12 protein-coding genes are annotated in these 13,908 nt (G+C 36.3%); 7 read left to right on the forward strand and 5 right to left on the reverse strand.

What is annotated here, in order from left to right; genetic code table 11:
- Window positions 1–7: 7 nt before the first annotated feature.
- The 7 genes from rfbB to MTZ49_RS11655 are packed head-to-tail and all read left to right on the forward strand — an operon-like array spanning window position 8 to window position 5,974.
- Window positions 8–1,072 (forward strand): dTDP-glucose 4,6-dehydratase, encoded by a 1,065-nt coding sequence (gene rfbB / locus MTZ49_RS11625; protein ID WP_264745707.1) that lies wholly within the window; start codon window positions 8–10, stop codon window positions 1,070–1,072.
- Complete coding sequence (gene rfbD, locus MTZ49_RS11630; RefSeq protein WP_264745708.1) at window positions 1,065–1,952, forward strand: dTDP-4-dehydrorhamnose reductase; 888 nt, start codon at window positions 1,065–1,067, stop codon at window positions 1,950–1,952. The genes rfbB and rfbD overlap by 8 nt, the downstream gene beginning before the upstream one ends.
- A 15-nt stretch (window positions 1,953–1,967) precedes the next feature.
- Complete coding sequence (gene rfbC / locus MTZ49_RS11635) at window positions 1,968–2,546, forward strand: dTDP-4-dehydrorhamnose 3,5-epimerase (protein WP_264745709.1); 579 nt, start codon at window positions 1,968–1,970, stop codon at window positions 2,544–2,546.
- A complete protein-coding gene (locus MTZ49_RS11640) occupies window positions 2,543–3,667 on the forward strand; it encodes a glycosyltransferase family 4 protein (protein ID WP_264745710.1) in 1,125 nt (374 codons plus the stop codon). Before rfbC ends, MTZ49_RS11640 begins: the two co-directional genes overlap by 4 nt.
- Entirely contained in the window at window positions 3,668–4,621 is a 954-nt protein-coding gene (locus MTZ49_RS11645) for a UDP-glucose 4-epimerase family protein (RefSeq protein ID WP_264745711.1), read from the forward strand. It abuts the gene before it with no gap.
- On the forward strand, window positions 4,621–5,637 hold the full coding sequence (locus tag MTZ49_RS11650) for an MraY family glycosyltransferase (RefSeq protein WP_264745712.1): 1,017 nt from the start codon (window positions 4,621–4,623) through the stop codon (window positions 5,635–5,637). The genes MTZ49_RS11645 and MTZ49_RS11650 overlap by 1 nt, the downstream gene beginning before the upstream one ends.
- A gap of 13 nt (window positions 5,638–5,650) precedes the next feature.
- A complete protein-coding gene (locus MTZ49_RS11655) occupies window positions 5,651–5,974 on the forward strand; it encodes an MGMT family protein (protein ID WP_264745713.1) in 324 nt (107 codons plus the stop codon).
- On the opposite strand, the gene MTZ49_RS11660 is transcribed toward MTZ49_RS11655, so the two are convergent.
- From MTZ49_RS11660 to map, 5 genes are all read right to left on the reverse strand, one after another.
- Window positions 5,967–6,917, reverse strand: coding sequence for an NAD(P)H-quinone oxidoreductase (locus tag MTZ49_RS11660; RefSeq protein WP_264745714.1), 951 nt, complete (start codon window positions 6,915–6,917; stop codon window positions 5,967–5,969). The two genes, MTZ49_RS11655 and MTZ49_RS11660, sit on opposite strands and share 8 nt — an antisense overlap.
- Window positions 6,918–6,922: 5 nt before the next feature.
- The gene (locus MTZ49_RS11665) at window positions 6,923–9,028 is read right to left on the reverse strand and encodes a carboxy terminal-processing peptidase (RefSeq protein WP_264747878.1); all 2,106 of its coding nucleotides are present in this window, start codon (window positions 9,026–9,028) and stop codon (window positions 6,923–6,925) included.
- A gap of 156 nt (window positions 9,029–9,184) precedes the next feature.
- Complete coding sequence (gene dapC, locus MTZ49_RS11670; RefSeq protein WP_264745715.1) at window positions 9,185–10,384, reverse strand: succinyldiaminopimelate transaminase; 1,200 nt, start codon at window positions 10,382–10,384, stop codon at window positions 9,185–9,187.
- An 18-nt stretch (window positions 10,385–10,402) separates the two neighbouring features.
- Window positions 10,403–13,102: a [protein-PII] uridylyltransferase gene (locus tag MTZ49_RS11675; RefSeq protein ID WP_264745716.1), complete on the reverse strand. Its 2,700-nt coding sequence runs from the start codon at window positions 13,100–13,102 to the stop codon at window positions 10,403–10,405.
- A gap of 19 nt (window positions 13,103–13,121) precedes the next feature.
- Window positions 13,122–13,901 (reverse strand): type I methionyl aminopeptidase, encoded by a 780-nt coding sequence (gene map / locus MTZ49_RS11680; RefSeq protein WP_264745717.1) that lies wholly within the window; start codon window positions 13,899–13,901, stop codon window positions 13,122–13,124.
- Window positions 13,902–13,908 lie beyond the last annotated feature (7 nt).

A 13,908-nucleotide genomic window follows, 5' to 3' on the forward strand; every position in this document is an offset into this window, starting at 1 on the left:
GTATTACATGAAAATACTAGTCACAGGTGGTGCTGGCTTTATTGGTTCGGCTTTAGTGCGTTTTTTAATTAATGAAACTGATAATACAGTTATTAATGTTGATAAGTTGACTTATGCAGGCAATTTAGAGTCATTAAAAACCATTGCTGATTCTGATCGTTACTTTTTTGAGCAGGTTGATATTTGTGATAAAGCAGCATTAGAAAAAGTATTTGCAACACATCAACCCGATTTAGTTATTCATTTAGCCGCAGAATCACATGTGGATCGTTCAATTACAGGTCCAGCCGCTTTTATTGAAACCAATATTGTAGGTACTTATACCTTATTAGAAACTACACGTCATTATTGGAATACTTTAACAGAAATAGCTAAACAGGCATTTCGCTTTCATCATGTTTCTACCGATGAGGTTTATGGCGATTTAGAAGGTACTACTGATCTATTTACAGAAACCACACCTTATGAACCTAGCTCGCCTTATTCAGCGAGTAAAGCCAGTTCTGACCATCTAGTAAGGGCGTGGGGACGTACTTATGGTTTACCTATTTTAGTTACTAACTGTTCAAACAATTACGGCCCCTATCATTTTCCTGAAAAATTAATCCCCTTAATGATTCTAAATGCCTTAGAGGGTAAACCTTTACCCGTCTATGGTGAGGGCAATCAAATTCGTGATTGGCTCTATGTGGAAGATCATGCAAGGGCACTCTATACTGTTTTAACCCAAGGTAAAGTAGGGGAAACCTATAATATTGGCGGTCATAATGAGAAACGTAATATTGATGTGGTAAAAGCTCTATGCAATTTATTGGAAGAGTTAGCACCTAGTCATCCACAAGGTGTAAAGCAATATACTGATCTGATTACCTATGTTAAAGATCGTCCTGGTCATGATGTGCGCTATGCCATAGATGCCAGTAAAATAGCTAATGAACTCGGTTGGAAACCACAGGAAACCTTTGAGACGGGGTTAAGGAAAACAGTTGCATGGTATTTGGCTAATACTGAATGGGTTGAGCATGTAAAAAGTGGTTCTTATCGCCAATGGATAGCTAAGCAATATGGCTAATAAAATACTTTTATTAGGTAAAAATGGTCAGGTTGGCTGGGAGTTACAGCGATCTTTAGCACCTGTAGGGCAGTTGTTAGCTTTAGATCGTCATGATCAAGGTGGTGATTTAACTGATCTAAAAAGTTTACAAAAGCTAATAGCTGATTACCAACCTCATATTATAGTTAATGCAACTGCTTACACAGCGGTTGATAAAGCTGAGTCAGAAGCAGAACTTGCTCTACAAATTAATGGAAAGGCTGTTGAATTTTTAGCTGAGCAGGCTAAACAATATAATAGTTGGCTAATACATTACTCAACTGATTATGTATTTGATGGTAGTGGTGAAACAGCAAGATTGGAAGCTGCTAAAACTAATCCATTAAATATTTATGGTAAAACTAAATTAGTGGGTGAACAAGCTATCCAGCAACTAGTGGATAATTATCTAATATTTCGAACATCTTGGGTTTATGCAACGCATGGTAATAACTTTATTAAAACTATGTTACGTTTAGCCAAAGAGCGAGAAGAGTTAGCTATAATTAATGATCAAGTAGGAGCACCTACTGGAGCTGAGTTAATAGCAGATATCACAGCACATGCAATTAAACAACTTAAGCCTGAATTGTCAGGTATTTATCATTTAACAGCTAGTGGTGAAGCTTCTTGGTATGATTTTGCTAATGTTATTTTTGATGAGGCAAAGCTTTATATTGCGGATCAACTAAAAGTTAAAAATGTTAATCCAATTACAACGGATGCTTACCCAACACCAGCCCAACGTCCATTAAACTCAAGATTAGCGACTACTAAACTAAAAACAGCATTTAACGTGACTTTGCCAGATTGGCAATTAGGTGTTAAACGTGTGATTGCTGAATTGTTAACTGAATAGTAAAAAGGTGTATAAATGAAACTAATCCAAACAAAGATTGCTGATGTGGTTATTATTGAACCACAGGTTTTTGGCGATGATCGTGGTTGGTTTATGGAAAGCTATAATGAGCAGAAGTTTTTTACTGCTTTAAAAGCGTTAAATTTGCCTACGCCTAGACCTTTTGTTCAAGATAATCATTCGTGCTCACAAAAGGGTGTATTAAGAGGTTTACATTTTCAACGTGCTCCTTATGCACAAGGTAAGTTAGTAAGGGTGATACAAGGTTCTGCATGGGATGTGGCGATTGATATTCGAGCGGGTTCACCGACCATAGGGCAATGGACAGCAGTAGAATTATCTGCTGAAAATAAAAAGATGTTATGGATTCCCGAAGGATTTGCCCATGGGTTTTTAGCACTGGAAGATAATACTCATTTTTTATATAAAACAACTGATTATTATCATAAAGATTCAGAAAGTGCGATTTGTTGGAGTGATCCTATATTAGCTATTGACTGGCCGCAGTTAGATATTGATATATTGGTTTCTGAAAAAGATGCAAAAGCGCCTAGTTTTAAAGAGTATTTGGCTAAGGAACAACTACTTGAATGAAAGTAGCAATTATAGGTACGACAGCCCATTCAATTTTAGGGTTTCGTATTGATCTTATTAAATCACTTATTGCTAAAGGTCATGAGGTTTATGCTTTTGCTCAAGATTATCAACAATCATCTAAGCAAGCAGTAGAAGCGTTAGGTGCAATAGCAGTTCAATATCGTTTTAATCGAACAGGTTTAAACCCTTTTGTTGATTTAGTTAATACCTATAAACTAGTTAAACAATTAAAGTTTTACAGTATAGAACAAACTTTTTGTTATTTTACTAAACCAGTTATTTTTGGCACATTGGCAGCAGTTTTAGCTGGTGTAAAACGTCGTTATGCAATGTTAGAGGGATTAGGTTTTACTTTTACGCCTCAAGCAGAAGGAATCCCCTTTAAAACAAAACTATTAAAGCGAGTACAAGTTTTTCTTTATCAATGTACTTTGCCTTATTTAAATCGCCTTATTTTATTAAATGATGATGACAGAAAAGATTTAATAGAACATTACAATATTAAAGTAAACACTGCTATTTTAGGTGCGATAGGGCTTAATTTATCGGATTATCCTTATACTCCAGTTAAAGATACCACCGTTTCTTTTTTATTTATTGGGAGATTATTAAAAGAAAAGGGAGTTTTTCAGTTTGTTGAAGCTGCTAAAATAGTAAAACAAAAATATCCTCAGGCAGAGTTTGTCATACTAGGTCCAATTGATACAGAAAATCCAGGTGGGTTAACAGCGTTAGAATTACAAAAATTAATAGATGAACATACTATTATTTGGCCTGGTTTTGTTAGTAATGTTGCTGACTGGATTAAAAAAAGCAGTGTTTTTGTATTGCCTTCTTTTTATAGAGAGGGGTTCCCTCGTAGTACCCAAGAAGCAATGGCTATTGGTAGGGCAGTTATTACCACTAATGTTCCTGGTTGTAGGGAGACAGTACAAGAGGGGGTTAATGGTTTTTTAGTCGCTCCATATTCAGCAGAACTATTGGCTGATAAAATGTGTTATTTCATTGAGCATCCTGAGAAGATTATTGAAATGGGTAATAATAGCTATCAAATTGCTCAACAAAATTTTGATGCAGCTAAAGTGAATAAGCGTTTAATAGAGTTATTGGAGCTCTAAATGAAAAAAGTGTTAATAACGGGGGCTACGGGGTTTGTTGGACAGGCTTTTGTTAAAAGACTATTAGCAGATCATCGTTATATACCTGTAATAACTGTACGTAAACCGCTTGCCCAACATAGTGAGCTACAGCAATTTGTAGTCACTGATTTAGCTCAGCCAGTTGATTGGAGCGAAGCACTAAATAATACGGATATTGTGGTCCATATTGCTGGTCGTGCTCATATTTTAAAAGAAACAGCAACAGATCCATTACAAGCCTTTCGTGATATTAATGTAGAGGCTACTATACAATTAGCGAAACAAGCGCTTGTAGCAGGTGTTAAGCGTTTTATTTTTGTGAGCTCAATAGGTGTTAATGGTAACCATACTGAACAGCCCTTTACTGAACAAGATACACCTAATCCACAAGGTGATTATGCAGTTTCTAAGTTTGAGGCAGAACAAGCGTTGTGGCAATTAACTAAAGATACCCATATGGAGTTAGTTATTATTAGGCCTCCTTTAGTGTATGGGGAAGGGGTGAAGGCTAATTTCCTTTCCTTAATTAAATGGGTGTATCGAGGTGTTCCTTTACCATTAAGTTTGATTAACAATAAACGTTCTTTTGTTAATGTAGATAATTTAGTTGATTTATTGTGGACAGTTATGGAACATCCTAAGGCAGCTAATCAACTATTTTTAGTGGCTGATGGAGAGGATTTATCAACACCTCAACTATTAAAGGCAGTGGCTAAAGCAATGAATAAGTCTACTAATTTAATACCAATCCCCGTAACTTGTCTAAGATTAATGGCTACACTAGTAGGGAAAAAAAATATAGCAAGGCAATTATGTGATTCATTGCAGGTGGATATCACTAAAGCAAAAACATTATTAGATTGGACACCAAAAGTTACTGTTCAGCAAGGATTAGAAAAAACAGTTAATGTTTTTCTAAAGGATAAAGCATAATGTCTTTGTCATTACTAATATTAGTTATTATTGCTACGTTAGCCAGTGGTCTATTAACTTATTTAATAAAAAATTATGCGTTAGCAAAAAGCTTAATGGATATTCCAAATGAACGTAGTTCTCATACCATTCCTACACCTAGAGGTGGTGGTGTAGCGTTTGTTATTGTTTTTCTGTTTTTATTACCCTTTTTATATTGGTGGCAATTAATTCCTGAGTTTGCTCTATGGGGACTATGGGGGGCAGGCATTATTGTGGCAATCATAGGTTTTTTAGATGATCATGGCCATATCGCTGCACGTTGGCGTTTATTAGCTCATTTTATAGCAGCTATTTGGTTACTGTATTGGTTTTCAGGATTTCCCAATCTAACTGTGTTAGGTATTAATTTACCGCCTGTTATAACTTCTATATTAGCTGTATTTTATTTGGTGTGGCTGCTTAATCTTTATAACTTTATGGATGGTATTGATGGTATTGCTAGTGTTGAGGCTATTTGTGTTTGTCTGAGTGGAGCATTACTTTATTATGTGGCAGGTTATTCATTAATAAGTTATACAGCACTTATTTTAGCAGGTGTTGTAGCTGGTTTTTTATACTGGAATTTTCCACCTGCTAAAATTTTTATGGGAGATGCTGGTAGTGGTTTCTTAGGCATTATTTTAGGCGGTTTATCTATCCAAGCTGCTTGGATTTCATCTCAACTATTTTGGGCTTGGCTTATTTTGTTGGGAGTATTTATTGTGGATGCTACTTGGACACTAGTTCATCGTTTATTACGTAAAGAGAAAGTATATGAGGCCCATCGTAGCCACACTTACCAATTTGCAGCAAGGTATTTTGGAAAACATACCCCTGTTACACTAGCTGTGTTACTGATTAATATTGTATGGTTACTACCCATTGCGCTATTGGTTGCTAGTAATGATTTTAATGGACTATTTGCATTGTTAATTGCTTATTTACCTCTATGTTGTTTAGCTTATATATTTAGGGCAGGTTCAGCAGAGCAGTAATTAATTGAAAATTATGCCAGATAATACTTTACCTAAAGATAATTTCTATCAAAGAGTACTACAAGCAGTTTATAGTATTCCTTATGGTAAAGTGGCAACTTATGGTGAGATTGCTCGTCAGGCGGGTTCTTCTCGTGCTGCACGTCAAGTAGGCGGTATATTAAAAAAACTACCTGAGGATTCATCACTTCCTTGGTTTAGAATAGTTAATCGTCATGGCAGAATATCTTTAACAGGGGATGATTATCAACGCCAATATCAAGCACTGATTGCAGAAGGAATAGTCTTTAGCAAGGATGGTCGTATAGATTTACAACAATTTGGGTATTTCAGTTAATAACTAAAGCTATTTTGCCATTAATCTGATTACTTGCTAGAGCCTCAAAAGCCTGTTCTGCTTCTTCAATAGCAAAGCTTTTAGCTAGATTATGAGAGAGCTGATTAGTTTCAAATAAGGGCCAGACTTTGTCTGTTAGTCCTTTAATTAGGGTTGCTTTAAAATCGTTATCACGACTACGTAAAGTTGAGCCTGTAAGTTGAATACGTTTCGCTAGTAGTTTAGCTAAATTAATTTCTGCTTTATGACCACCCATCATAGCGATAATAACCCAACGGCCATCCACATTGAGCAGATCAGTATTAAGTGCCATATAATCAGCACCTACAGGGTCTAAAATAACATCAAAAGGGGCATCTTTAGTAAGAGCATCTAGGTTTTCTGTACGTACAACACCACCTTGAGCACCTAATGATAGGCAATAGTCTAATCTAGCTTGGCTACCTACTGTTACCCAGCAAGGATTATTAAAAGCTTTACATAGTTGTATAGCTGCAGAGCCTACACCACCAGCCCCAGCATGAATTAAGACCTTTTCAGTAGATTTTAATTGCGCGATCTGAAATAAATTCAACCAAGCGGTGGCATATACTTCTGGTATTACAGCTGCTTCTATTAATGAAAGATTTTTGGGTACAGGTAGTAAATGACGAGCATCTATAACCACTTCCGATGCCATTGCTCCACCTGCTAATAAAGCACAAACTCGATCACCTACTTGCCAATTGGTGACTTGATTAGTTTCTGTAATAATACCTGCACATTCTAAACCTAATGCTTCAGTAATACCTTTAGGTGGAGGATATTTACCTTGGCGTTGTAGCAAATCTGCTCGATTTAAGCCAGCAGCAGCAACTTGCACTCTTACATAGCCTTTAGGACAATCAATAAATTGTTCTGGTTGCCAATTTAGCTGCTTGGCTATGCTATAGAGTGCTTTCATATTATCTACTTTGTTTGCTCATGATAGGTAATATAGTCTAATAAAACATGAGCTGTTTCTACTAAATAACCATCTTTTTCAGGCTTTGGCGTTGCATTCTCTTCGAGTTCTTTATTAAATTCAGTTTCTAATGCATCTAATTTATCAATAGGCTTATCACCTTTAGCGATACGTCTAGTATTCTCTAGATTAAGCAGTTCTTGCTCTGCTTGATCTTTTTGTTGCTTACGTTGTTTTATATTCAACGAAAGTGTTTTTTCTTCAGCCAGTTTTTTTACTAAATCAGCACGTTGCTTATAGTAAACAAAATCTGGATTATTTTTAGCACGCTCATCATGTTTTTGCTGTAAATTATCTAATACAGTACTAAAGGGATTATTAATCGCTGAAATAGCAGGATTTATAGTATCCCATGGCATCGCTTCAGGTAGGCTGCTTTCACCAATTTGTTCAGTATTTATAATAGAAGGGTAGCTAATGTCAGGTACAACTCCTTGATTTTGCGTACTTTGTCCTGAAACACGATAGAATTTAGCAACAGTTAATTTAAGCTCTCCATGTTTTAATGGTAATACAGATTGTACAGTACCTTTACCAAAGGTTTGGCTACCTACTATTAATGCACGATGATAGTCTTGCATAGCACCTGCAAAAATTTCAGAAGCAGAAGCAGATAGTCGATTGACTAAGATAATAAGTGGGCCATTATAGATAGGCGATTGTTTAACTTTACCATCTTTTTCAGATGCTGAGGCATCATCAAGCACTGTCACTTGTCCATTACTATCACGAACCTGTACAGCAGGTCCTAAGGGTAAAAATAAACCTGTTAATTCAGTAGCCTCTTGTAATGAGCCACCACCATTATTACGCAGATCAATAATAATACCTTCTACCTTTTCTTTTTTAAGTTCTGTGAGTAAGTTTTTTACGTCACGAACACTACTTCTATAGTTAGGGTCATTATTTCTAACGCCTTTAAAGTCAAGATAAAAAGTAGGCAGTTCAATAATTCCAATTTTTCTTGATTTACCTTGATAATCTAGATTAAGCACAGATTTCTTTGCTGCTTGATCTTCAAGTTTAATGGCCTCACGGATTATGGTGACTTTCTTGGTAGTCAAATCTCCAGGTGGATTAGAAGCAGGAATAACTTCTAATTGAACCTTGGAACCTTTAGCGCCACGTATTTTTTTAACAACTTCCTCTAAACGCCAGCCAATAATATCAATCATTTCTTCTTTATCTTGGCCTACAGCTACAATTCGGTCGGCTGGAGCAAGTTGTTTTGATTTGGCAGCAGGGCCAGCAGGCACTAAACGGACAATTTTGACATAGTCATTATCACTTTGTAGAACAGCACCAATACCTTCTAAAGAAAGACTCATATTGATATCAAAGTTTTCCGCAGTCTCTGGTGACATATACTCAGTATGTGGATCATAAGAAGTCGCGAAAGCATTGATATAGCTTTGGAAGATATCTTCACTGGAAATTTGTTTTAAGCGTTTTAATTGATTTTGGTAACGCTTCGTGAGTTGTGAAGTAATATCTTCGTTCTTTTTATTGGTTAATTTTAAGCGTAATACATCATCAGTGAACTGTTTAGTCCATAAATCATGTTGTTCAGCTAGATCTTTTGGCCAAGGGGCTTTTTCACGATCAATTAATAATGTTTCATTACTATTAAAATCAATTTTATCAATACCGTTTTCAAGTTTAGCTAGTAGAAACTCAACACGACTTTGTACACGCTCTAAATAACGTTGATAGATAGTATAACCTTGTTTTAATTGTCCATAGCGTAGTAGACGGAAAAATTGTGTACGTAATGGTGCAAACTCATCAATATCTGATTGTAAAAAGAAACTCCGTTGAGGATCTAAAGATTTTAGATAACTATCAAATACAACTGTTGAGCGAGCATCATCAAGTGGTAATTTTAAGTAATGATGGCGGCGTAATATTTCAAAAATATTTAAACTGGTAATAATCTGATTTTCATCAGGTTTAAGGTCTTTCCAAGCTACTGCTTTTGCATCTTTTTTAGTGGTTGTTTTGGCAGGAGTAGCCGACACATCTGCCAAAACACTAGGTGCAGTAATGCCCATTGAAAAAAGTAAAGCACCTGTACAGCTAAAAGCACAAAGTGTGGATATAATTTTTTTAGTGGAAATATTTTTCATGGGTTTTAACATTGTTCCATTAATTAATAAATAATATTACGCCAGAATAAAAGGGATAATAAAACAATAATTTAGTCTTTCCTAACTATATTCTGTAAGAAATTCTTTTATTCGGTGTGCGGCTTCTATACACTCATCAATAGGTGCTACTAAAGCCATCCTTACCCTGTTAGCGCCTGGATTAAAACCATCTACCTCCCTAGACAAGTAAGAACCAGGTACTACCAGTACGTTTTGTTTCACTAATAATTGTTTAGTAAATTCAGTGTCTGCTATAGGGGTTTTAGGCCATAAATAAAAACCACCATCAGGTTTTTGAATATCCATAACAGGCGCTAGAATCTCTAAAACAGCATCGTATTTTGCACGATAGAGGGCTCGATTAGCAATAACATGTTGTTCATCTTGCCAAGCAGCTATACTTGCATATTGTGTGTGTTCTGCCATAGCACAGCCATGGTAGGTGCGGTAAAGCAGATATTGTTTTAATATTTTGGCATCACCAGCAACAAAACCAGAACGTAATCCAGGTAGGTTAGAGCGCTTTGATAAACTATGGAAAACTACACACTTATCAAAATCATTGCGTCCTAATTCTGCACAGGCTGTTAATAAACCAGCAGGTGGGCTGTTTTCATCAAAATATAATTCGCTATAGCATTCGTCAGAAGCAATAATGAAATTATAAGTGTCAGCCAGTTGAATAAGCTTTTTAAGTGTTGTTACAGGAACAAGCGCCCCAGTGGGGTTACCAGGTGAGCATAAAAATAAAATTTGGCAACGCTGCCAAATTTCAGATGGTACAGCATCGAAGTCTGGGTTAAAGCCATTCTCAGCTAAACAAGGTAAATAATGAGGTTTAGCGCCAGCTAATAATGCTGCTCCCTCATAAATCTGATAGAAAGGGTTAGGACTTACCACTAAAGCATCTTTGGTGTTATCAATAACTGCTTGCGTAAAAGAGAATAAAGCTTCACGAGTACCATTAACAGGTAAGATATGCTGTTCAGGTGTTACCCAGCCATCAGGTACAGTAAAACGTTTCTCAACCCAGCTAGCCATTGCTTGACGTAATGATAGTAAACCAGCGGTAGTAGGGTAGACGGCTAGTTTATCAATATGTTCTATTAGAGCCTGTTTAACGAAAGCAGGGGATTCATGCTTTGGTTCGCCAATAGATAAAGCAATTGCTGTTTTATTAGGGTTTGCTTTTACATCACTCAATAAAACCCTTAATTTTTCAAAGGGATAAGGTTGTAATTTTTCTAGTAATGGATTCATATTGTTAATAGTTTTAAGTTAAATAGATAGTATAAAATTATCAGAAGCAGGTTGAGAGGTTTCTGATAGCTTGTTAATAATAGTTTGCTGTAGTTCGTTTATTAGTTCATTGTCAGAGATAGCATGACCTGTTTTATCAATAACTAAAAAGTTATCTTCTACTCGCTCCCCTAAGGTGGTTATTTTAGCACCTTGAATGGTTAAATCATAAGACAAAAATATTTTAGCAATACGTGCTAGTAAACCAGGCCTATCAGGAGCCTCTATTTGTACAATGCTAACATCGTTTTGTGGGTCATTATAAATAGATACTCTTGGCTTAAAGGTAAAGTGCTTTAGCTGCCTAGGCACACGACGTTGAATAATAGTTTGATAGTTTTCTGGATTTTTTAGACCATTAATAAGTTCTTCACGTATGGTATTTATACGGTGTTGATCTTGACCTATGGATGAGCCATCTTCATTTAAAACAATATAGGTATCTAGTGAAAACTTAGAAGTTGAAGGTAAAATTCGTGCATCCTGAATACTAAGGTTCAGTTGTCCCATAATAGATACTGTTACTGCAAAGAAATCCCATTGCTTGGGTGCATAAATAAAGATTTGTGATGCACTACCAATACCTCGTTGTGAGGTTTGTTTAAATAGCACTAATGGGTCTTGGTTATTTTCGTGATGTAAAATAGCTTCGGTATGCCAAGCAATATCACTGGAAGTATGACGTAAAAAGTAATCTTCTCCCATTTGCGACCATAACGACATAATTTCATCTTCATCAATACCACTACGAATTAAAATATCCATAGCAGCTTGTTGGGTTTGATGAATTTGCTCATTGCGACCTAGCGGATTGGTTAAGCCGCGTCTTAAGGCACGTTTGGTTTCTGTATAAAGTTGTTGTAGTAAGGTGGCACGCCAAGAATTCCAAAGAGTAGGGTTGGTAGCGTTAATATCAGCTACGGTTAGTACATACAGATAGTTAAGATGATTTTCATCGCCTACGCGTAGTGCAAAATCATTAATTACTTTAGGATCAGTTAAATCTTTGCGTTGAGCGGTGGTAGACATAATCAAATGGTTAGCCACTAACCATGCAATAAGTTCAGTGTCTTCTGTAGGGAGTCGATGTAGCTTACCAAAATTAAATACTTCTTCTGCACCAATTTCTGAGTGATCACCACCACGTCCTTTGCCTATATCATGAAATAAGCCTGCTAAGTAGATTAATTCAGGTTTAGCCAGTTTTAGGAATACTTTGCTAGGTAATGGAAACTTTTCCATCATCTCTGAACGAGACAGTTTTCTTAAATGTTTGATAACATTTAAGGTATGTGCATCTACCGTATAAATATGGAATAGATCATATTGCATTTGTCCAACAATATGACCAAATGCAGGAATATAGCGGCCTAAAATACCATAACGATTCATGCGTCTTAGGTTACGATGAATATCTGACTCACACTTAAATAGGTCGAGGAATAGTTGTGAGTTTGTAGGATCATGCCGAAATTTATCATTAATCAGATGTCTAGCTTCACATAATAGGCGAATAGTATTTGCCCTAATTCCCCATATTGCAGGGTTTTTTGCCAGTACTAAAAAGATCTCTAAAAGAGCAGAGGGTTCTTTTTTAAATACATCAGGTTGAGTAACTTCAATAAAATCATTACGTATTTGAAAATGATTATTTAGTGGCGTGATAGTAGGCGTTTTATTTTTTTCTAAAATAACTTCTTTAAAATGCTGATAAATAATTTCATTAATGCTCGAAACATTCATTACCATTCGGTAATATTTCTTCATTAATTGTTCAATGGCTACTTTAGGTTCTTCCGCCGTATAACCTAATAAATTGGCTACTTTAGCTTGATAGTCGAGCAGTAAGCGGTCTTCTGCGCGGTTAGCTAACATATGTAGGGCGTAGCGTACTTTCCATAAAAAAAGCAGCGAGGCATTCATTACACGATATTCATTTTCTGTAATAAAGCCTTTAGCAATCATGGCATGTAGTTTTAATTTGCCATACTCTCTACGACCAATCCATAAAATAGTTTGAATATCTCTTAAGCCACCAGGAGAACCTTTTACATTGGGTTCTAAGTTATATTCTGTATCGTTATATTTTTCATGGCGAGCTTTTTGCTCAAGGTATTTCTGAATAAGAAATTCTGAGCTTGGCCACATATGTTCAGTACTGGTTGCCGCTAGCATTTGTTTGCGGAGAGTATCTGCCCCTGTAATGGTACGGCATTCAATTAGGTTGGTAATGATTGTTAGGTCATTGCGGGCATGTTCAGCACATTCATCCAGTGTACGAACACTATGACCAATTTCTAAACCAATATCCCATAACAGCATTAAAAACTTCTCAATAGAGGAGGTAAACTGCTCTTGATAACCATTTTCTATAAGAATTAATACATCAATATCTGAATGAGGGTGCAATTCTCCACGACCATAACCACCTACTGCTAATAGTGCAATTCGGTTAGATTCTGGCCAGCTAAATTGCTTCCAAGCTTGTATAAGAATTTGGTCAATAAGCCATGCACGTTCAGTGATGAGCTTACGAATGTCGTAACCAGTGCAAAAGCGTTGATCTAGAATAGTACATGCTTGCTTAATCACTTTTTTAAAAGCTGCAATAGGACTTGATTTTAAGGCAAGTTCTGCTTGGAATTGCCCTTGATCAAATAGTTCAGCAGTACTACTCATAACCACTTATCTCCAACTACTAATTGCTGCGGGGAAAAGTTTCTTCTTTACGTAATGTTAATACTTCATAGCCATGATTGGTTACTAAGATCATATGCTCATATTGGGCTGATAATTTACGATCTTTAGTAATAGCCGTCCAGCCATCACCTAATGTGCGTGTCTCATAACGACCTTGGTTAATCATCGGTTCGATGGTAAAGATCATGCCTTCTTTAAGCTCTAAACCTGTGCCTGTTTTACCATAGTGTAAAACTTGTGGTGCTTCGTGGAAACCAGTACCAATACCGTGTCCGCAATAGTCGCGTACGACAGAGAAGCCATTTTTCTCTGCATGTTTTTGAATAATTGCACCAATATCACCTAAGTGTGCACCAGGTTTTACTAATTCAATAGCCATATACATACATTCTTGAGTGACTTTGCATAAACGGTCTGCCCACTCAGGAACATCACCCAGTAAATACATTTTACTGGTATCACCATGGTAACCATCTTTAATAACCGTAATATCAATATTAACAATATCACCATTCTTTAATGGCTTATCATTTGGAATACCATGACAAACAACGTGGTTTACAGAAGTGCAAATAGATTTAGGGTAACCATGATAGTTTAATGGAGCCGGGATAGCTTGTTGTACATTAACGATATAGTCATGACAAATAGTATTTAATTCGTCCGTGGTTATGCCTACTTTAACATGTTCATCTAGCATTTCTAATACTTCAGCTGCTAGACGGCCAGCAATGCGCATTTTTTCAATGTCTTCAGCTGTTTTAATGATTACACTCATAAGTTCT

The sequence above is a fragment of the Entomomonas sp. E2T0 genome, assembly GCF_025985425.1.
Taxonomy (GTDB): domain Bacteria; phylum Pseudomonadota; class Gammaproteobacteria; order Pseudomonadales; family Pseudomonadaceae; genus Entomomonas.